Raw genomic sequence first — 20250 nt, forward strand, 5'->3', positions numbered from 1 at the left:
CGATGTGATGGTGCTTCGCTTTAATATCGAGAACGAACCGAACCTTCCGGATGGCGGACCTGTGTCGTTTACGGTCACCGGCAGGCGTTCAGTCGATATTGGCCGGGACCGTCACCTCGACTGGACGCTGCCGGATCCGGCGCGGACGATTTCCGGAAAGCATTGCGAGGTGCACTTTCGCGACGGTGGCTATTGGCTGCACGACGTTTCGACCAACGGCACCTTTCTCAACGGTGCCGACCAGCGCATGCGGGGGCCGCACCGCTTGCGCGACGGTGACCGACTCACGATCGGCCACTACATCATCGGAGTTTCGCTGGAGAATGAGGCTGGCGGGGGCAGCCCAAACCATGAGGCGCAACTGCGCGAACCCTCGGTCCAGCAGCATGCCGACTATGGAGAGCTTTGGACAGCCGATCGTGACGTTCCGCCGCCGATCGATCCGCAACTGCTGAAGAAGCCACGCGAGGCTGCGCGGCCCGTCAATCCGGGGTTCCTGGATTGGGCGGCGAGCGTCCCGGCACCGGGTGTAGACCCGTTCCGACGGTCACAGCCGGCGTCTCCGTACCAACCGTCCGAGCAGGACGACGACATGAACTGGGCAGCCGGTCCAGCCAACGCGCCGAAACCGCAAGTCGAGCGCCCGCCCATCATGCCGACCCCACGCCGGCCGTCGGTATGGATCGATGATGAACCAGCCGCTGCCCAGCCGCCAGCATCGCCATCGCGCCCGGCGCCAGCGGCAGACGAGGGACCTGTCACGGCCAAGCCAGTCGGCGGTACCGAGTTCGCGCGACTGGTGGCGCGCGCTGCAGGATTGCCGGACAATTTCTTTGCGAGCAAGTCCGATGCCGAACTCGCCGAACAGCTTGGCGTCATCTTGCGTATGACCGTGGATAATCTGATGGCGCTGCTGCAGGCGCGGACCCAAGCCAAGCAACTGACCCGTAGCACCAGCCAAACCACCGTCCAAGCCCTCGAAAATAATCCGCTGAAGTTCTCGCCGACCTCGGAAGAAGCGATGCGCATTCTCTTTGGGCCGCCGACGCGCAGCTACCTCGACGCACAGCGCGCCTTTGCACAGGGCTTCAGTGATCTCAAGTCACATCAGTTGAAGACCTACATGGCGATGCAGCACGCTGTCCATGAGCTGATTGCGGGCATAGATCCGACGCTGATGGCCCGCGAGCTCGAGCTTCAGCGTGGCGCGAGCTCCTGGCTCGGCACGAACAAGGGCAAACTCTGGGACGAGTTCTTGACGCGCTGGAAGGCGCATCTTGGTCGCGACAACAGCGCGCCGATCGAAACCTTTATGTTGCATTTCTCGAACTATTACGACCGCGGTGACAAGCCCGGTTCAAAGTAAACTATCGGCGACCACGCGGCTGCCGACAATTTCTAAGTGGATGTAGGAATGTCTTGGTACAGCAAAGTTTTCTGGTCGGAAGGTCTGTTTCTGCGGCCGCATCATCTGCAGCAGAACGACCGCTACATCGAACACTTGCTGGAAAAGCGCGTTCGCTACACGACACCATACCCGTGGGGCTTTGCCCAGCTGGAGATCGACAAAGATCTTACCGAACAGAGCAAGTTCGCGGTGCGCAATGCGTCCGGCGTCATGCCGGACGGTACGCCGTTCGATATCCCAGCGGACAGCCAAATTCCCGAAGCGATCGACGTGCCGGAGACGGCCGCAGGCCAGGTCGTCTGGCTGATGATGCCGGTCGCGGCGCCAAACACCCGCGAGGTCGACGAGGATCGCACCGACAGCGCCAGTCGTTATGTTCGTAGTTCGGAAACCTTCATCGACTCGACCTCTGCGCTACGCATCGAGGAAGAGATCGACATCGCCTATCCGCGCTTGTCGTTCGAACTGCGCAAGAGCAGCAAGCCCGGATACATGGGGCTCGGCATCGCGCGCATTCTCGAGGTGCGCGACAAGAACATCCTGTTCGACGATAAATTCGTGCCGCCGATGCTGATCTGCGCCGCGCATCCGATCATCGATGGCTGGCTCAACCGCATCATCGGCTGGGTCGAGACCAAACTCGACGAGCTCGCGCGTTACGCGGTCGATCCGTCATCCGGCGGTGGGTTGCAGAGCGTCGACTATCTGGTCCTGCAAGTGCTGAACCGTACCATTCCCGTCCTGACTCATTTCCAGCGCTCCGGCAGCGTGCACCCCGAGCGCCTGTACGAGGAATTGCTGAGATTCGCGGGTGAACTTGCGACATTTTCTACGGCGGAACGGCGGGCGCGCAACTATCCGGCTTACGATCACGACGATCTCGAGAACGTCTTCACACCCTTGGTGAGCGACATCCAGGACTTCCTGAGCGCGCGATTGGGCCGGCGGGCGATCCGCCTGGAGATCATCGAGCGCGCACAGAATGCGTTCGTGTCGCCGATCCGCGATCGAGCGCTATTCCGAAACGCGACCCTGGTGCTGGAGGTTGCCGCACGGCGGCCGCTCGTGGAGATCCAGAACGATTTCCCGCATCTGTTCAAGGTCGGGCCGAACACCAAGATGAACGAGATCGTGCACGCAAACCTGCCGGGCCTGACCTTGGCGCATTTGCCGACGCCGCCGCCGCACATCCGGGCCATCACGGATCACGTCTATTTCTATCTCGACCGCAAGTCGCCGCTGTGGCCCGAGTTCAGCACGGCGGCCTCGATCGGAATGCATTTCTCCGGCGACTGGCCGGAGCTTGAGCTGTATCTTTGGGCCATCCTGGAAGACAGGCCATGAGCGACAGGGACAAGCCGGTCAATCCTTTCGGTCGGGGCGAACGGACGATCATCCGTCCCAACCCCGGCGGGAAGTTGCCGCCGGCGCCGACCTTTCAGCCGCCGCTGGGCGAGGGGCCTGCGGCACGTCCAGGCTATTCGCCATCACCGGTACCCTCTCCCGGCGCGCCGGCGCCACCGCCATCATTTTCTCCTGTCCCGCAGGGCTCGAACTACGCCTCCGCGCCGGCCAGCCATCCCGCTGAGGAATGGATATCGACACCCGCGCAAGCCCAGGCGCAGCAGCCCATGCTACCGCCAGGACCGCCGTTGCGCGTCGACGATCTCGTCGCGCCAAATGCCAATCCAGTGATGCGCGCTGCGGGCCCGTTGCTGCAGCTGCTTGGTCGGTTGCGGGTGGCGCTCATGCGCGCGTCGTTCGCGAGTTTGATGGAGCAGGTTGCAGACGCGATCAAGTTCTTCGAGAAGGACATCCGTTCCGCGGGCATATCCGAGCACCAGGCCAACACAGCGAAATACATCCTGTGTGCCACTGCCGACGATATCGTGCAGCACATCCCGACCGAGGAGCGCCACGTCTGGACGCAATATTCGATGCTGAGCCGGTTCTTCGGCGAGCGTGTCGGCGGCGTCCGTTTCTTCGAGATCCTCGACCATTTGAAGGTTGATCCACTGGTCAACTATCCCGTCCTCGAACTTCAGCACGCCTGCCTTGCGCTTGGTTTTCAGGGCATTCACCGGACGTCAGGGGGCGGACTTGCGAACCTGCAGCTGATCCAGCGTAACCTTTATGAATTGTTGCGCCGGGTCCGGCCGAAGACGATGAGCGACCTGTCGCCCAACTGGCGCGGACAGGCGCTGGCGGGGCGCCGGCAGCGTCTGCGCGTTCCGGTCTGGCTCGTCGCGGCCGTCGTCGCCGCGCTGCTGACCGGGTCCTATTTCGTCCTGCGGACGCTCCTCGCTGGCCGTGCAGAGAATGCTGCCGAGGTGGCGCTCGCGCTCCATCCGGCCGGCCCGATCGAGCTCAAACGCCAGGTCGTTGCACCACCGCCGCCGCCTCCGCCCCCGCCGCCACCGGATCGCATCACCCAGTTGCAACGCATCCGCAACGCGCTCGCGAAGGAGAACACCGCCTGTGCCATGACGGCGGACCAGACCCCGAGCTTCATCGTGATCAGGGTCTGCGACCTGGCGTTGTTCGCGTCGGGCCAGGCGACCATCCTCGACGGCTTCAAGCCGATCGCACTCCGCGTCGCGGCAACCCTCGACAAGGAGCCGGGACGGATCCGGGTCGTCGGCCATACCGACAGTTCGCCGATCCGCACAGTCCGCTTCCCGACAAATTTCGAGTTGTCGGTCGAGCGTGCCAAGGCGGTTGCCGCGGCATTGAAGCCTGGCTTGACCGATGGTTCGCGCGTCGACGTCGAGGGCAAAGGAGCAGATGCGCCAATCGGTAGCAACACGACACCCGAGGGACGCGCCAAGAACCGGCGCGTCGAGATCTTTATCGAACGCAGCGAATAGGCGGATACCGCCGGGTCAGGTGGTTTGCAACAGGTACGGTTAGATGCTTGCCAAGGACATTCTTCGCATCGTTCTCTACGGAGTAGGGCTCAGCTCGCTCGGAGCGGTGATCTATCTCGCCGGTCCCTTCATCGCGTTCGGCGACTGGCGACCGCTGGAGAACCATATCGTCCGGCAGATCGCTATTCTGCTGCTCACCACGGTCGTGGCAGGCGTCGTTGGCCTCAATCTGTTCAAGCGGCGCAAGGGTGCCAAGGAGATTGCCGATGGCATCGCTGGTGCGGACCAGCCTGTCAGCGATGAACCGGTGCTCAAGGAGCGCATGAAGGATGCGCTCGCGACGCTGAAGACCGCCAGCGGCAACAAGTCGGGCTATCTCTACGATCTGCCGTGGTACGTCATCATCGGTCCGCCCGGCGCCGGCAAGACCACGGCGCTGGTCAATTCCGGGCTCAAATTTCCGCTCGCGCGCGGGGCGACGCCCGCAGCGATCGCGGGGGTCGGCGGTACGCGCTACTGCGATTGGTGGTTTACCGAGGAGGCGGTGCTGATCGATACCGCCGGCCGCTACACGACCCAGGACTCCAACAGCAAGGCCGACAAGGACAGCTGGCTGGCGTTCCTGGACATCCTGAAGAAAAGCCGGTCGCGCCAGCCGATCAACGGCGTCCTTGTCGCCATCAGTATCGAAGACATCCTGACGCTGCCGAAGCAGGAACTCGCACTTCACGCCGATGCCATCAGGATGCGCCTGCTCGAGTTGCATCAGAGACTCAAGGTCAGCTTCCCGGTCTACGCGCTATTTACCAAAGCCGATCTCGTTGCCGGCTTCACCGAGTATTTCGCCTATCTCGGCGAGGCCGGCCGCCGCCAAGTCTGGGGTGCCACGTTCCAGACCGCAGACAAGACCCAGAATCTGGTGGGGCAGATCCCGGTCGAGTTCGACCGTCTGCTGGAGCGCCTGAGCGAGGAGACGCTCGACCGTCTGCAGGACGAGCCGACGCCCCAGCACCGCGTGCAATTGTTCGGCTTTCCGGCACAGATGGCGCGGCTCAAGCCCCAGATCCACGATTTCCTCAACCAGATCTTCGAGCCGACGCGCTATCACGTGAACGCGAATCTGCGCGGTTTCTACTTTACCTCGGGTACGCAGCAGGGCACGCCGATCGACCAATTGATCGGGTCGCTGGCACGTACGTTCGGCGCTGAGGAGGTCGGTTCCGGATCCTATTCGGGCGCGGGCAAGAGTTTCTTCCTCGCCGACCTGATTTCCAAGGTCATCATCGGCGAGGCCGACTGGGTGTCGACCGACCGTGCCGCGGTGCGCCGCGCGCTGATCCTGAAAACCGCGGCCCTGTCATTGATTGGCCTGGTCTCGATCGGACTGATCGCAGCCTGGCTGATGAGCTACAAGCGGAACTCCGATTTGATCGAGCAAAGCCTGCAGGCGGATAGCGAGTATGCGGCCGCCGGCGCTCCACTTATCAGGCAGACGCTGATTGCCGATCATGATCTCGACAAGGTGCTGCCGCTACTCTACCGGCTGCGCAACGCCCCGGCAGGCTACGGATCGCGCGGCGAGTCGGTGCCTCTGTCGGCTCGCTACGGGCTCAGTCAGCACGCCCGGCTGCTGTCGCCGTCGAAGGCGGCCTATCATACGGCGCTTGAGCGCATGTTCCGGCCGCGCCTGCTGTATCGCCTCGAGGAGCAGCTCAATGCGCGCATCAACGAACCTGCCTTCGTCTACGAGGCGCTCAAGGTCTATCTGATGGTCGGCGGCCTGCAGTCGCCGGACCGCGAGCTGATCCGCTCCTGGATGCAGCGTGACTGGGCGGACAACCTCTATCCTGGCGCCACCAACGCGGAAGGGCGGCGTCTGCTCGACGAGAACCTCGTGGCAATGTTCGACCTCGAGACCGAGCAGCCGCCGCTGGTCGAACTCGACGGCCGGTTGATCAAGCAGGCCCAGAGCTCCTTGGCGCGCCTGAGCGTGTCGCAACGTGCCTACGAGTTTCTGAAATCGGAGGCTCGCGCATCGACCGCTGGCGACTGGATCGCTAGCCGCCATGGCGGACCTGACATGGGTGTCGTGTTCGAAACCACGACAGGGCAGCCTTTGGACGCGGTGCGGGTACCTGAGTTCTTCACGTATAACGGCTTCCATCAGAAGTTCGTCGCCCGGCTGTCCGGATTGTCTGAGCGGATGAAGCGGGAGCGATGGGTCTTGGGTGATGCAGGCCAGCAGTCGGCCATCGACCAGCAGTACGACAATCTGGCCGGCGATCTGCTCAACATCTATTCCAACGATTTCGTGACGACCTGGCGAACGGCGCTCGGGAGCCTGCGCCTGAAGAAGCTGCTCGCCGACAAGCCGAAATACGAGGTGCTGCGGGCGCTTTCGGCGCCGACCTCGCCGATGCGGCAAATTCTGGAATCGGTGCGCGACGAGACGGTGCTGACCAAGGAACGGGCGAAGCCGGCAAATGCTTCGGCGCCAGCTGCCGCACCGGCGCCGGCACTCTTCACGAATGCCCAGGATGGACCGCCTGGCGCGACGATCGAGGCGCAGTTCAAACCTTACCACGCGGCGCTCGAAGGCGAGAGCACCCGCCGGCCGATCGACTCGACCGTCGCGAACCTGAACGACATCGCGCAGAACCTGACGTTGATCGTCGAGAATCCCCAACTGACAGCACAGGCCACGGCTGCGCTTCAGACCCAGGTCGCAGCGCTCCGCAACAATGCCTCGCGCATGCCGCCGCCGTTCTCCGACATGCTGCGCGCAGCAGCCGCGGAGTTCGAAGGCAGCATCGCGGCTTCAACCGCCGGGCAAATCCTGCAAGCGTTGCGCGATCAGGTCACGCCGGTCTGCCAACAGACTGTGACCAACCGCTACCCGTTTGTCCGCAGCAGCGGCCAGGAAGTCCCGCTGGCGGATTTTGCCAAATTGTTCAGTCCGAATGGCGTTATGGACAAGTTCTTCACCCAGTACCTGGCACCTTATGCCGACACGTCGCGGTCGGACTGGGCTTGGCGCAAGGAGAGCCCCGTTGGTCGGTCGTTCTCGCCCGACACGCTCAAACAATTCCAGAATGCGGCCTATATCCGGGATGCGTTCTTCCAGACGGGCGGCGGTGTGCCCGCCGTTTCTTTCGCGATCCGGCCTCCTGGGGCACCGGGGCCAGGCGTGACCGTTAAGACCGAGATCGGCGGCACCACGATTGCGAGCCCAACCATTCCCGGACCGGCCACGTCGTCCTTGTTCGGCGGTCCGCAACCGACGCCACCGCCATCACCACCGCCTCAGAGCAACTCGCCAACGACCGTCCTATGGCCGGGCCCGGCGCCGCGAACGGCAATTTCAGTTAGTAACGACACCGGCGCGCCATCCGTGCTTGAGCGCATTGGTCCCTGGTCGCTCTTTCGGATGCTGGAGGCGGGCTCGTTGGTCGTGAAAGCGGAAACGGCCAGCGCGACTTTCATCGTCGCGGGGCGCGAGCTCAACTATCAAATTTCGACTGGGTCGTTGCGCAACCCGCTGAACCTGTCAGTGCTGCGCGAGTTTCGTTGCCCGACCGGGATATGACCATGCGTTGCGGGCTATTCGGCAAGATCGGCGCCAAGCGCGATTTCATCGCGATCGCGACCCCGCGCAGCTTCCTGGAAGCCTGGGAGCCGTGGGTACAGGCCGCGCTGTCAGCAAGTCGCCACCAGCTTGGCCCAGGATGGCAGCAGGCCTTTCTGACCGCTCCGGTCTGGCGGTTTTGGCTCGGCGCCGCGATCTGCGGCACGACAGTGGCGGGTGCGATCATGCCCTCGCTCGACGGGGTGGGGCGATACTATCCCTTGACCCTGCATGCGGTGACCGGCGAGGCCGTCTCGCTGCCGCCGCCGAGCATTGATCCGCAGGACGAATGGTTCGGGCAAGTGGAAGCGTTCATGCTTTCGACCCTGGATCGGGCCGCAACCTTCGAGCAGATCTCCGATGCATTGGATCGGCTTGCGGTGCCACGACTGCAGGAGACCATCGCCGGCGATCCGCCGATCACGTCGCTGGGTGCTGCGGCAATGGGAAGGGCCTCGGCGGTCGACGCCTTCGCGGGGTCGTTTGCAGCACTTTGCGCCACCAACCCACAGGTCTACGCCGCGGCTAGCTTCTGGTGGACCGCCGGAGGGGAAGGCTTTCCGCCAATGGCGCTGAGTTGCCGCGGATTACCAGATCCGTTTCACTACATCACGCTGCTGACCGGTGATCTCGGCCACGCGGCATCCGGGAATGGATGACACGCGATGGTGCATATTCCATCCTTGTTCGATGTTGGTAGCGTCACCCATGCCGGACGGGTGCGGGAGCGGAACGAGGATTCATGTTTGGTACGAACCGACGTCGGCCTTTGGGCGGTCGCCGACGGTATGGGTGGTCACGAGGCCGGCGATCTCGCCAGTCGCATTGTCGTGCAGTCGCTTGACGCGATCGGCACGCCAGAATCAGCCGCAGACCTGCTGGCGGAATGCGAGGAGCGGCTGTTCAGCGCAAACCAGCAGATACTGGCGCTAAGTCATGAACGACAGGGTGCCACCGTCGGGACCACAGCGGCGGTTCTGCTCGTTCGCGATAGCTACTACGCTTGCATATGGGCGGGTGACAGCCGGGTCTACCTGATCAGTCGTGGCGCAATTAGCCAAGTGTCGCACGATCACAGCGAACTGGAGGAACTGATCGCCGAAGGTGCTCTGTCGCGCGAAGACGTGAATGATTGGCCGAGCAATGCCATTACTCGTGCCGTCGGTGTCGCCGATGATCCGGAATTTGAGGTGGTGACAGGCCCGGCCGAGCCGGAGGATATCTTCGTGATCTGCAGCGATGGCCTGACCAGGCACGTGCAGGACGACGAGATCCTGCAGCACGTGGCTACGCGACGCGCCCAGGCGGCTTGCGATGACATGCTCGCGCTGGCTCTTGATCGTGGCGGGCTTGACAACGTGACGATTGTGATCGTGCGACTGCTGACGCCACGATCTCAGGAGGCGACAAGATCTCCGCTCAATCGGGAGCCGCAACCATGACCCCGAACGATCCGTTCCGATCGTCCTATCACGGCGTGCCGCCCGGCACGCGTCTCAACGGCATTTACGAGATCGAAGCGGTGATCGGCGCGGGCGGCATGGGTGAGGTGTACAAATGCCGTGAGATCCAGACTGGATCGCCTGTTGCGGTGAAAATGCTGCTGCCCGACATGGTTGACAACGAGGCGGCGCTCGCGCTGTTCCGTCGAGAGGCCGCGGCACTCCACAATCTTCCGCATGACGCGATCGTTCGTTACTTCCTGTTTACCGTGGAGCCGGTGCTGCAGCGACCTTATCTCGCGATGGAATTCGTGAATGGCCGCTCGCTCTCGAACATGCTCGATGATGGGCCGTTGGCCTTCGAGGCGCTGATCAGGCTGATGCAGCGCGTCGCATCGGGACTGGAGGCCGCCCATGAGCACGGCATCATCCATCGTGACGTTTCTCCGGACAACATCATCGTTCCGCTCGACGACGTCAGGCGGGCCAAGATCATCGACTTCGGCATCGCCCGGTCGACCCAGATGGGTGACAAGACCATCATCGGCTCGGGCTTCGCCGGCAAGGACAATTACGCATCGCCGGAACAGGTTGGGTTGTACGGCAATGACGTGACTGCGAAATCCGATGTCTACAGCTTCGGTCTTGTGCTGTTCCATGCGCTGACCGGGCAGAAACTCGACATGGGCGGCAGCCAGTTTCAACTGGTGGAGAAGCGCCGGCGTGTGCCCGATCTCGGTGCGGTTGATATGCGAATCCGGCCTTTGCTGGAGCGGATGCTGCAGCCTGATCCGGCATTGCGCCCGACCATGGGGGAGGTCGCCAGCTGGACGCCAACCGGTTCGGCCCAGACACCGGCCGCGCCGTTATATGGCTTCGATCCGCTACGGCGGCCGGAAAGCGCGGCGCCGCCGTCGCAGGGCACGATGCCGTCGACCGCGCGGAGTGCGCGCGGCCTCTGGCTGGGGGCGGGCGTGGCGGCATTGTTGCTGCTGGTCGGCGGTAGCGGATATGCCTTCTACAAGCTGGTCTGGTCAGCGCCCGGCACCGCGGTCTTGCCGCCACCTCCGAAACTCGCTGGAACAATGGTGCCGCCGAAGGTCGAGCCCGCTGGACCACAGCCCGGACGCCAAGAGACAGAGAAGTTGTCCGCGCAGCCGACGGCAACGCCGTCTCCGGCGCTCGATGGGCCGGGGCGAGCTGAGCGCATCCGCAAATACGTGGCCCAATATTCTGGCGGTGACTGCTTCTTTGTCTTGCCGATTGCTGTGAGCCCAAATGCGGCTGTCATCGAAGGGTTCGGTGCCTCGACCGCCCCATTCGACACCTTCGACAAAGCGTTTCGGCGTGAGCAGGGTTTCGAAGCTTCGGTCGGCGTCAGGCAAGTGACCCAGGCGCAATGCCCAGCCGTCAAGTTCTTGAGTCAGGTCGGGAGCGATCAGGCGCGAATGCCACGCATCACCCTGTCAGCGACAGAGCTGAAGGGCGGCGAAACCCTTAATGGGACCATTGAGAACTTTGCCAACCGCGTGGTGGAGCTGCTCATGGTGTCGGATCGCGGCGAAGTCCAGAGCCTCTCCTACCTTCTGAAGCCGGGCATCGACTCACTTTCGTTTACGCTCCCGACAGCGCGCGCGAGCGGTCCGCAATTGCTGTTGGTCGTGGCGGTTCCGCAGGTTCTGGACTCATTGCGCCAGCCGCGACCGATGGCTGCCGACACGTTCTTTCTGCAGGCGCTAAGCGAGGCTCAGCGCAACAAGGTGACTGTCATCGCGGCCGCGCGCTACGTACTGCTCACCAATTGACCAGCACGCTCAGAATGTTCCGATCACCAGGATTTTCAGGTCGGCATCTGGCTTGAAGTCGCTTGCCGTATATTCAAGCATGTTTCCAGTAGCGGACGATGCCTTTAGCCGCCCGGGACAGAAGCTCACCAAACGGTCGCTGCCGCCTGGGTCGATAGTCAGTTTGAATGAGCGGATCGGCCCGGCCCAATTCGCGCCGGTCTTGAGCACATACGATATGCGCCGCTCCTGCAGTTTCGCGCTGTTGGTCTGGTTGCTGCCCGCGCGCTTGTCGAGTTCGGCGAGGAACGTATCCTGGACGCAGTATTCTTTCCTGTAACGCGCGACTTCCTGAGCGAGTGCGCCACTGCGGCGCAGGCTCGAGCGCAGGATGGTGTCGGGACTGGAGCCGACGCTCGGCCGGTACTGGTGTTCGACCAAGACGGTGCGCATGGGCGGAAACACCTGCTGGCGCACAGCCGAGGTCTTGATAACCCAACTTGGCGCGTACTGCTGCCGACCGTTGTCGCTCATTCCGGCAGGCATCAGAAGTCCGTCGTCCACGAGCCGGGCCCGGGTCGCCTCGGGCAGGTCGTTCACCCGGATCTCGCGGTTACCAATCGGCAGCAGCGGCAACTTGAGTTCGCGGAGCAGGGCACTGACATCCTTGTTGCCGACCATGGCGCGCTGATCGACGGTCAGCGGCGCCGGGCTGCCATCGACCTTGGTCTCGAAGTCGACGAAGTTGATCGGATCATTTGACGGCAGTGCGATGTTCTCAGCCTCCGACAGGTCGATGTCGGGCAGCGGAAAGGCAACGGTAAGCGTGACCGGCTTGGCGGTGACGTTGGCGAATTGATAGCGAACGCTAATCCTGTCGAGCGCGATACGAAGGTTCTCGCTCTCCATGGCCACGTCATTGGTGCGTACGAACTGGAGCCCGCCGATCGACAATTCCGCAGCCGAGTCGTTGGCGCGTGCCGGCCAGCTTGTCGCAACCAGCAGCGCGACCATGGAGGCCCGTATCCAGAACGATGGTCGGGGGGAGGGTCCGTTCGGCAAGCTCGTCTCGATGTGGCGTCGCAGCATATGCTGGTTCCATCCGGTGCGGGTCAATCGATCGGCTGATAAAGATCGCCCCACTCAGACTTCCAGACCCCGTCTGGATCGCACACTACGAGCGCGAGCTTTACGTCGTTTGCCAGCCGGATCGCGCCGCGAAAAGCATCCTGCGCCGGCAACTGCGCGCTGACCTGGTCGGTCGTCAGCCGTCCCCCGCTCGCGGCGGCCGGCAGCACGATCGATCCGGAGATGCCGTCATTGTCGCGTTTCAGGACAAGCGTGATCGCGTCGGGCTGGACTTCGCTCACCTGCTCAAATCTATTCCGGGCCATGTTTTGCACCGCAAGCTGAAGACATTCGGACTATCACCGTCCAGTGATAGATTGAACGTGATTGAGATTGCTCACCACTAATTGACGCGCCGCATCAACGGCATCTCGGATTAGTCGATCCGACGCGGCGATCGGTTCGGGGTACATTGAGGCGAACATGCTTCGTCCAAGTCATTGGATCTGGGTCTTCATCGTTGGCGCTGGCATTCTTGGAACCAAGGCGTACGCCGACGATACTGTCGTACGCAGCTTTGCCGGCGGTTCGGCCGCTTCCATGGTCGGCATCGTCCCGGCCAGCGAGGACGTGGAACTCGCGGGACCGCAAGCACTCAGCGCCGACGGGCAGGGCAACCTGTTTGTGCTCGATCAGATCAACGGTCGCATCCTCCAGTTTGATCCGAAACAGCCGAGCTCAGATCCTGACGTCCTCAACATGCCGAAAGACGTCCAGCCGACGGATCTCGTCGTCCACAACGACGACATCATGGTTTGGGACGGCGGCGTACGGACGCTGAAGGCGGCGCCGGGGCAATCCACGCGCGGCCTCGGTGGTGATGTGATCCAGCTTGAAGAGGTCTCGAGCCGTGGCGCGGACGACCAGGTCGCCGTCTCGGCTTTTGCCCAGATGGGATCACAGACGCCAGGCAGCGCCACCGACCTGCTCGACCAGAACACCCGCGCGGCCATCATCAAGACGACGCGGCAGCCCGACCGGCAATATGTTGCTACTCGAAGCAAGGGCTCGGTGATTGCCGATATCATTCCGGACAAGGGCAATGCCAGCGTACGGGTCGAAATCCAGACCATGGTCACCAACGAGACGATCGGCCAGCTCGGCCTGCGGGTGCGCAACCAGCTCGGCACGGTAGAGTTTCTCGAGATTGACAACAGTGACCGCTTCTATGTGCTGGCGGAGGACGTTCCGCCGTCGGGAAAGAATGCCTCCACGTTCGTCGCACGCTATGCCGCGAACGGGCGTCTCGAAGGAATCTACGAGCTTCCTTTGGAAAACACGCCGCTGACCCGGCGGTTCGTCACGGTTTCGGGCGATGGCGATGTCTATTTCCTGCGGACCAAGCCGGACGGTATTGAAGTGGTTGGTGTGGGCTTCAGGCCTCTGACCAACGCTTCGATTATCGACGTGCGGCCGTCGCGAACGGCAGCCGCGCCGGCACCGCAATCCGGCGTCAAATTTGACGCGTCGGCCGCCGTGAGACCGTCCAATCGCCAGCAGGCGATCGAGACAGCGTTTGCGTTCGAGGGCATCCAGTGGAAGCTGACGCAGGCGAATTACGGCAACGATCCTGACAGCCAATGCAGCGGCTTCAGCCGTGTTCGTCGGCCGTGGTATCTGCAGGGAAAGGTGAACCAGGAGGTGCGCGGTGTACCCTATTGCTGGGGCTGCCACGGTTCGCTCGCGAACTTCCGGCAGCGGATCGAGAGCGGAACGCTGGCTGGCAATGTGTGCACTCGCAATGCACCACGGCCGGATGTGGCTGGCGTCGACTGCTCGGCATTCGTCAGCGCCGCGTGGGGGCTCTCCGTCCACTACACGACTGCCGCTATCCCCGCGATCGCAGCGCCCGTGGCAAATCCCTGGGACCTGAGGCCCGGCGATGCGCTGAACAAGCCGGGCTCGCATGTGATGTTGTTCCTGCGGTTCACGCCGGATCGCAAGGCCGAGGTGATGGAATCCTCGACCGGCGGCTGCAACGGCCGCGTCTGCCGCAACGTCTACCCGTTGGCGAGCTTGCTTTCGCGCGGCTACGTTCCGGTCCGCTTTCGAGCCTTCGCGGACGATCAGACGGCAGTTTCAGCGAGCGCCTATCAGGAGACCGAACAATCGCCGGCGGGCCGCAAAACGGCAAGCAAAAGGCGCTGAACCCGGTGTGTCGCCAGAGCTACAAAATGGGTAGGCATGATGTCGAGGTGGATCACGATGCGGATGCCCAGAGGATTTGATTGCGGGATCAGGCGGCTATGCGCCACCATCGGGCTCGCTGCGTTGATCGGGCTGATAACCCCTCACGCATATGCGGCAGGAGGACTGTCGATCAGCAATCCGGACGGGGCGGCCGTGCGCGCGCTCGTGATCGGGATCGATGACTATCAGCACGTGCGGAAATTGAAGGGCGCGGTCGCTGACGCCACTGACATCGTGACCAGCTTGAAAAGCATGGGGGTTGGCGACGTCGTCGTACTGACGAACGCCCAGGCCGACAGGGCAAGCGTCCTGCGCGAGATCAGTGCACTGGTGGAGCGGACCAAGAACAACGACCTCATCTTTCTGTCGATCGCCGGTCATGGCACCCAGGAACCGGAGCGCGTCAAGGGCTCGGAGCCGGACGGAATGGAAAACGTGTTCTTGCTGCCAGGCTTTGAAACTACGCCAACCGGGTCGGTTGAACGTGTTCTGGGCAGCGAGTTCAACCATTTCATCCGGCAGTTCGAGCTGCGCGGGGCGAGGGTGATCTTCGTGGCTGATACCTGCCACGGTGGCGGCATGGTGCGCGATATCGATCCGCGTGCCGCTGAGATGAGCTTCCGGCAGGTTCCGCGTTACACGTTGCTGGTCGACGAACTGAAGCCGGTGTCGGACAGCAACGATCCGAAGTCAGAACTCGATCTTGACCACACGGCGTTCCTGGCTGCGGTGGACCGCTACACCAAGGCACCGGAAGTCCGCATCCCTGGCATCGATGGCCTGCGCGGGGCTCTCAGCTATGCGGTCGCGCGGGCGGTGGAGGGGAGCGCAGACATCAATCACGATGGGAAGGTGACGCTCAAGGAGCTCTTCAGCAATGTTCGACAGGTGGTCTATCAGCTCTCGGACCAGCGCCAGAACATTGTGACCGTATCATCGCCGCCTCAGACGCCGGATACCGACGTCGCCTTCGAATTGACGCGCGGTGTCGTGCTGATTCAGGGGCCGGCCGCGAGAGCGGCCTCTGGGCCGGCCGGATCCGGGGCCATCGAGGGACAGGCGCCCGCGCCGCCGTCTGTCACGGCCAAGGCACCAACCATTCCGACGCTTGCCGCGGCGGCAACCAAGGAACTTCCGGCCGGCGACGCGCCGGGGCCTCTCCGCCTCGCTGCACCAATCCGGCTGGCGGCGCTCGACGGCAAGACGAGCTATTTTGCGAGCGTGAAGCCAAAGGATGTTCCCGTGCAGGCGGTCCAACCGACGGACAATCCCGACCTGATCTGGGATCCCGTGTCGCACGACGTGATCGCGTGGGGCGACGTGGTCGCCTACGGGATCGACGTTGCAGACCTGCCGACGGTAGTCGACCGGACAGCGGCAATTCGTGAACTGAAACGCATTGCGACCCGGTCGCCGCAGATCATGCGCATCTGGCCAGACGATCGCCAACAGCGTGCTGGCCAGACCGTCGAAGTTGACCTGTCCGATGTGGCGTCAAGGGCGGTGCTGCTGTTCAATGTGTCTGGCGATGGCACCATCCAATTGTTGTATCCGGTGGGTTCTGATGCGGCGCTGGCCCGATCGGCGAGTTTGCGCCTACCGCTCAGGGTCGGCGAGCCGTTCGGTGCGGAACAGATCGTTGCGGTGACCTCGCAGCAACGCATGGTAGATCTTGAGACAGCCCTGATGCAGTTCAACCGGCGTCGCGCCTCGGGGCAAGTGATCAAGAGTCTCGAGCGTTACTTGCCCGCAGACGCGCGAATCGCCTCGATCGGCTTCTTCAGTGCTCCCTGACTCTTAGGGGAGCAGGCCATGCCGTCATCGCAGCCGATCCGCCAGGCGCGACCATGGCTCGCATTCCTGCTGCTGCTGGCGGGTAGCGGAGCTGCGTCCGCAGCACCATTGCCGACGGCGTCGTTGCATGTCGGCACGACGTACGCACGTTGGCTTTGGCCTGTACAAGCGGTGCGCGGGCAGACCAATGCCGCGAGTGTGTCCCTTCAGATCCTGCCGAGCCAGACCGTCAACGTCGGCGGCAAGGTCTCGTTCGGCGTCACGGCCAGGAAGACCGGATATCTCATTTTGGTCGACGTCGACGCGGAAGGGCGGATGTCCCAGATCTTTCCGACCCCCGAGCTATTGGCGCAGTCGAACGAACGCGACATCAATCTCGTCAAGCCGGGTGTCGAATTTGTTGTTCCTGCCCCGGCGGCGCGACAGCGTGGTTTTGAATATGTCGTCGCACCGCCGACGGGGTCCGCTGTGATGATCGCCATCCTGAGCGAGCGACGCGTGCAATTGCTCGATTTGCCGGACATGCCCCGCAAGCTGGAAGGTCAGGCCGACGCGTTGAGCTATCTATCGGCCTGGACCAGCGAGCTGCGCGTGCCGGACAACAGCAGCGGAAAGCTGGTGACGAACAATTGGTCGTTCGACGTCAAATCTTATTCCATCAAGTGAGTCCGGTGAAGCTTGGGTCATAGCTTGCTCAGTCGGCTGAAGAAGCCACCCCGGGCGATCATGTAGTGAATGTCCTTTGGAAAGGGAAAAGCGCTGCGAACGTTGGAAATTGCGTGCTGGAGGAATTCCCCGCGCTGCGGCGCGGGCTTATGCCGCGGCTGGTCCGCGACCTGCGGTATCATGAAGCGATCCACGAAAGCCGGGTCAAGATCGTTGACCCTGACCATCTGGCCAAATGCCGGGAATAGATCGTGATGACCCAAGCTTACGCTGAGGTTCTTGAGGGCAGGGCGCTGAGGCTGAGTTTGATTGCCATCGGTCGTCGCCAGCCCACGCCCGATCAGGTCCAGCTTCACCGATTGCGGCAGAGTTGATGGACCATACACGATCTCGAGCGCCCGGCCGCTCTGTCCGGACAGCCATTGGTACCAGAAGGTCGCATCATCGGGCCGCGCATTGGCACCGTAGAGGCAGTCAAATCCCCAACAGGCCGTCAGCTTGCCCTGATACTTTCCAAGGCTCCCAACGAGATTACGCATGCCGTTACCGCCGCCGGAGTGGCATGCGATGATGAGCTTGCCGATCTGGAGCTGAGGAATGGACGTCGAGGAGAGGCCCAGGAACCTGGCAAGAGCTCCAAGGATCTCCTCGAGATAGCGTTCGCCCCAGTTCGCGGTTGCCAGGTCAGACACGCTGTAGTTTCCGGCAAAGGTGTCGCCAACGGCATACTCGTAGCCCAGGAACGGCGCGATAAGCACTACGTCCTTGCCGGAATCCCGGACCTGTTCGCGCAGCCGCGCTGGATCGCTGTGGAAGAGGAATTCATGGTTTTTGACATAGAAGCCGTGAAGCCAGATCACGACATCGAACTTGGTGGCAGCTGTTGGGTGCTTTGGCGGAAGATAAACCGCCGTCGGCTTCATGCCGGGGGCCTGCCGCTTCGTGAAGAGCGTCACCCCGGGAAAGGCGTTGGCGTCCTTTTGCTCAAGCTCACACGCAACCACGCAGGTCGCTCCGCTTCGGCCAATCTAGGCACGGACCTGGATGACCCAGTGTTAAGCTCTGCCGCCCGTCACACCTTCTCGACACCAAGATCCGCGCGGCCTCCTGGCCTTCCATGACGCCGTGGCAGCCTTGCGCGTTGCTAGTTGCAGGACTCGACATTACCCACGTTGCCCCCGGGGCCGCCGCCGCCACGGTATTCGAGGTGGCAGCCGCTTCTAACCTGACGGCACAGAGATTGATCGCAAACGACCTGACCACCGCCACCGCCGGACCTCGCAGTTGCTTGTCGCCGCGGAACGTCGGCTGCCGGCGCCGGCCTCTCGCGTGCCGAACGATCCGCACGTGACGGACGCTCGTCCGTGTTGCGCTTTGCAACCGGTTTCTTCCCGGGTCGCTTCTCGCATTCATTGTCGTCGTTGAGGAACGAACCCTCGGCACAGGTGATCCTGCTGCACAGGTCACCGTCAGCCTTGTAGCCATGATCACAGATCAGGGGACAGACCCGGGACGGCTTGAGCTTGATTGCGTCAAGCGCGTCGAGACTTGCGAGCTTGGCGTCGAATTTGGTTCCCGCGTGCTGGTTGAAGAGAGCCAACGAGCGCTGTGAGGCCGCATTCCATTGGCCATTGACGGCGCCGGTGAAGCAGCCGACGCGGCTCAATTCGCCTTGTACAGACTTGGCGATATCTACGGACTTGGAGAGATCGGCCTTTGCGATATCGGTCTGGCGCGGCTCGTCGCTCAGCGCGGCAAGCTTGGGCGTCTTGCTGTCCTCAGCGGGCGTAGCGGCCGCTGGCTTATCCGCGACGGTACTCTCAACAGCCGGTTTATTCCCGGAGAGTGCAGCGACGATTGTAGATTCGGATGCAATACGTTTCCGTTCCGCCTCTGCGGCCTGCTCCTGCGCCGCTTGCTTCGTCTTCTCGGCCGCAATCCGGGCCTCTTCCGCAGCCTTCAGATCCGCGGCCGCCTTCTCCTGGTCGGCACGCTGGGCGCCCTGGGACATCAGGCGAGCTCGCTGCTGCTCGGCCTCCTGCGCTTTCGCCGTGGCCGCGACGCGTGCGTCCTCGGCGTCGAGCTGATTGAGCTGCAGCTTGGCCAGATTTGAGTAGTATCCGTCCGGATGTTGGGTCAGGAACGCGTTCAGAGCAGGCTTGTTGCGGAGCTGCAAGGCCAACTCGTAATCACGTCGAATTTCCGACTGGGGGTTGGCTGCCTGTACCGGCTCCTCGGCCTTGGTCGCCGGAACAAGCGCAACGTCTTCGCCGCCGAGCGAGCCGTAGACATAGGGTTCCTGTCGGTTGCCCGTGGCTTGCAAGACATCGTCGCGGACGAAGCCGAAAGCCCTTCGCAAGTCGAGCCCCGGCTTTGCGATGTACTTCACGAGGGCCGTCGCGTACGGGCTATTCTGGCTGTTGCCATCGAGTGCGGTTAGTCCCGCTTTGGCGGCAAACGCGATCAGCGTGTTGGAGACGGTGGGCTCGACCCTGGCCAGCCCGCGGCTGATCGATCGCGAGGCAACTGTACGTTTCATCGAATCGGCAAACGGATTGTTGCGGCACGCGTCGACGATCACCACGCGTAGTTGCCTCGCAGGCTCAATCGCCAGCAGGACGCGGTCGAGCGAGAATGCTTCGTCGTAGATGTCCGTGTCTCGTTCGAGTCTGGCGTCGGTCGGGATCAGATAGTTTGTCCCGTCGATCTCGATACCGTGGCCGGCGTAGTACACCAGAGCTATGTCGGCATTGCGGGCCTGATCGGCGAATTCTCTCAAGGCCCGCCGCATATCGGTCGCGGCGAGGTTAAGTCTTGAGTCAACCACGTCGAAACCTGCTCCCTTCAAGGTCGCGGTGATAGCCGCAGCGTCGTTGGCCGGGTTTGGGAGCAGAGGGGCGTTTTGATAGTTGGAATTGCCGACCACCAAAGCCACGCGCTTTGTCGCCCAGGCTGGCTGAGAGGCCAGGAACAGCGAAGCGGCGAGAAGAAGCAAAATTCGAAGGTGCTTGTACACTCTCATGGCGAACACTCAACCTATGCCCGTAGAATGGTGACGTCGCGAAGATGGCCGCGTGAGAAACAGCTCCTGAATTCGTACGCTACTGGCGGCTGCCTATCTGCATACAGTACCAAACTCGAGCCCGATCCATTCCTATGTGTTGTTGCGAAATGCGGACGCGTTCAAAAGGCATGGAAGATATTGCGCCGGGCGCTATCCGCCGATTCATGTGGATGATAGGCGCCCGCCAGTGCTCTGCTGAGGGCGCGATCACAATATAAGATATTGATATAAAACGGTTATTTTTCTGGGGGCTGCTCGTGGCAGCGCGGCACAAGGCCTCCG

General features: G+C 62.5%; 14 protein-coding genes. 10 read left to right on the forward strand and 4 right to left on the reverse strand.

The genetic code is table 11. The annotated features are described in order from the left end of the window. Positions 1–7: 7 nt before the first annotated feature. From tagH to CT676_RS07520, 7 genes are read left to right on the forward strand one after another with little or no spacing between them, the layout of a single operon-like run. Complete coding sequence (gene tagH, locus CT676_RS07490; RefSeq protein WP_167767972.1) at positions 8–1366, forward strand: type VI secretion system-associated FHA domain protein TagH; 1359 nt, start codon at positions 8–10, stop codon at positions 1364–1366. Between the two features lie 48 nt (positions 1367–1414). Next, complete coding sequence (gene tssK / locus CT676_RS07495) at positions 1415–2752, forward strand: type VI secretion system baseplate subunit TssK (RefSeq protein WP_014493496.1); 1338 nt, start codon at positions 1415–1417, stop codon at positions 2750–2752. After that, on the forward strand, positions 2749–4275 hold the full coding sequence (gene tssL, locus CT676_RS07500; RefSeq protein ID WP_135214240.1) for a type VI secretion system protein TssL, long form: 1527 nt from the start codon (positions 2749–2751) through the stop codon (positions 4273–4275). The genes tssK and tssL overlap by 4 nt, the downstream gene beginning before the upstream one ends. Before the next feature lie 43 nt (positions 4276–4318). After that, positions 4319–7861 carry a type VI secretion system membrane subunit TssM gene (tssM, locus tag CT676_RS07505; protein ID WP_135214241.1) on the forward strand — a complete coding sequence of 1181 codons (3543 nt, stop codon included), beginning with the start codon at positions 4319–4321 and terminating at the stop codon, positions 7859–7861. Beyond that, a complete protein-coding gene (tagF, locus tag CT676_RS07510) occupies positions 7858–8559 on the forward strand; it encodes a type VI secretion system-associated protein TagF (RefSeq protein WP_135214280.1) in 702 nt (233 codons plus the stop codon). The genes tssM and tagF overlap by 4 nt, the downstream gene beginning before the upstream one ends. Before the next feature lie 6 nt (positions 8560–8565). Next, the gene (locus CT676_RS07515) at positions 8566–9342 is read left to right on the forward strand and encodes a protein phosphatase 2C domain-containing protein (RefSeq protein ID WP_135214242.1); all 777 of its coding nucleotides are present in this window, start codon (positions 8566–8568) and stop codon (positions 9340–9342) included. Then, entirely contained in the window at positions 9339–11147 is a 1809-nt protein-coding gene (locus tag CT676_RS07520) for a serine/threonine-protein kinase (protein ID WP_135214243.1), read from the forward strand. The genes CT676_RS07515 and CT676_RS07520 overlap by 4 nt, the downstream gene beginning before the upstream one ends. Before the next feature lie 9 nt (positions 11148–11156). Here the strand turns inward: CT676_RS07520 and CT676_RS07525 are convergent, their stop codons facing one another. Further along, complete coding sequence (locus CT676_RS07525) at positions 11157–12140, reverse strand: DUF4424 domain-containing protein (protein ID WP_167767973.1); 984 nt, start codon at positions 12138–12140, stop codon at positions 11157–11159. Positions 12141–12238: 98 nt separating this feature from the next. Beyond that, the gene (locus CT676_RS07530) at positions 12239–12520 is read right to left on the reverse strand and encodes a hypothetical protein (protein ID WP_028156828.1); all 282 of its coding nucleotides are present in this window, start codon (positions 12518–12520) and stop codon (positions 12239–12241) included. 157 nt (positions 12521–12677) lie between these two features. On the opposite strand from CT676_RS07530, the gene CT676_RS07535 reads away from it, so the two are divergent. From CT676_RS07535 to CT676_RS07545, 3 genes are read left to right on the forward strand one after another with little or no spacing between them, the layout of a single operon-like run. Continuing rightward, entirely contained in the window at positions 12678–14402 is a 1725-nt protein-coding gene (locus CT676_RS07535; protein ID WP_135214245.1) for a hypothetical protein, read from the forward strand. A 57-nt stretch (positions 14403–14459) separates the two neighbouring features. Further along, the gene (locus tag CT676_RS07540; protein ID WP_167767974.1) at positions 14460–16238 is read left to right on the forward strand and encodes a caspase family protein; all 1779 of its coding nucleotides are present in this window, start codon (positions 14460–14462) and stop codon (positions 16236–16238) included. An 18-nt stretch (positions 16239–16256) separates the two neighbouring features. Beyond that, positions 16257–16904 (forward strand): DUF4384 domain-containing protein, encoded by a 648-nt coding sequence (locus CT676_RS07545; RefSeq protein ID WP_135214247.1) that lies wholly within the window; start codon positions 16257–16259, stop codon positions 16902–16904. Between the two features lie 17 nt (positions 16905–16921). Here the strand turns inward: CT676_RS07545 and CT676_RS07550 are convergent, their stop codons facing one another. Next, positions 16922–17908, reverse strand: a complete 987-nt coding sequence (locus CT676_RS07550) for a hypothetical protein (protein ID WP_135214248.1) — start codon at positions 17906–17908, stop codon at positions 16922–16924. A gap of 140 nt (positions 17909–18048) precedes the next feature. Then, positions 18049–19926 (reverse strand): caspase family protein, encoded by a 1878-nt coding sequence (locus CT676_RS07555; RefSeq protein ID WP_244623095.1) that lies wholly within the window; start codon positions 19924–19926, stop codon positions 18049–18051. Between the last annotated feature and the right edge of the window lie 324 nt (positions 19927–20250).

The sequence above is a fragment of the Bradyrhizobium sp. MOS001 genome, from assembly GCF_004634465.1.
GTDB lineage: Bacteria > Pseudomonadota > Alphaproteobacteria > Rhizobiales > Xanthobacteraceae > Bradyrhizobium > Bradyrhizobium barranii.

Coding starts and splice junctions, on each gene's coding strand:
- tagH (WP_167767972.1), top strand. CDS start 8: ATGGTGCTTCGCTTTAATATCGAGAACGAACCGAACCTTCCGGATGGC.
- tssK (WP_014493496.1), top strand. CDS start 1,415: ATGTCTTGGTACAGCAAAGTTTTCTGGTCGGAAGGTCTGTTTCTGCGG.
- tssL (WP_135214240.1), top strand. CDS start 2,749: ATGAGCGACAGGGACAAGCCGGTCAATCCTTTCGGTCGGGGCGAACGG.
- tssM (WP_135214241.1), top strand. CDS start 4,319: ATGCTTGCCAAGGACATTCTTCGCATCGTTCTCTACGGAGTAGGGCTC.
- tagF (WP_135214280.1), top strand. CDS start 7,858: ATGACCATGCGTTGCGGGCTATTCGGCAAGATCGGCGCCAAGCGCGAT.
- CT676_RS07515 (WP_135214242.1), top strand. CDS start 8,566: ATGGTGCATATTCCATCCTTGTTCGATGTTGGTAGCGTCACCCATGCC.
- CT676_RS07520 (WP_135214243.1), top strand. CDS start 9,339: ATGACCCCGAACGATCCGTTCCGATCGTCCTATCACGGCGTGCCGCCC.
- CT676_RS07525 (WP_167767973.1), bottom strand. CDS start 12,140: ATGGTCGCGCTGCTGGTTGCGACAAGCTGGCCGGCACGCGCCAACGAC.
- CT676_RS07530 (WP_028156828.1), bottom strand. CDS start 12,520: ATGGCCCGGAATAGATTTGAGCAGGTGAGCGAAGTCCAGCCCGACGCG.
- CT676_RS07535 (WP_135214245.1), top strand. CDS start 12,678: ATGCTTCGTCCAAGTCATTGGATCTGGGTCTTCATCGTTGGCGCTGGC.
- CT676_RS07540 (WP_167767974.1), top strand. CDS start 14,460: ATGCGGATGCCCAGAGGATTTGATTGCGGGATCAGGCGGCTATGCGCC.
- CT676_RS07545 (WP_135214247.1), top strand. CDS start 16,257: ATGCCGTCATCGCAGCCGATCCGCCAGGCGCGACCATGGCTCGCATTC.
- CT676_RS07555 (WP_244623095.1), bottom strand. CDS start 19,926: ATGAGAGTGTACAAGCACCTTCGAATTTTGCTTCTTCTCGCCGCTTCG.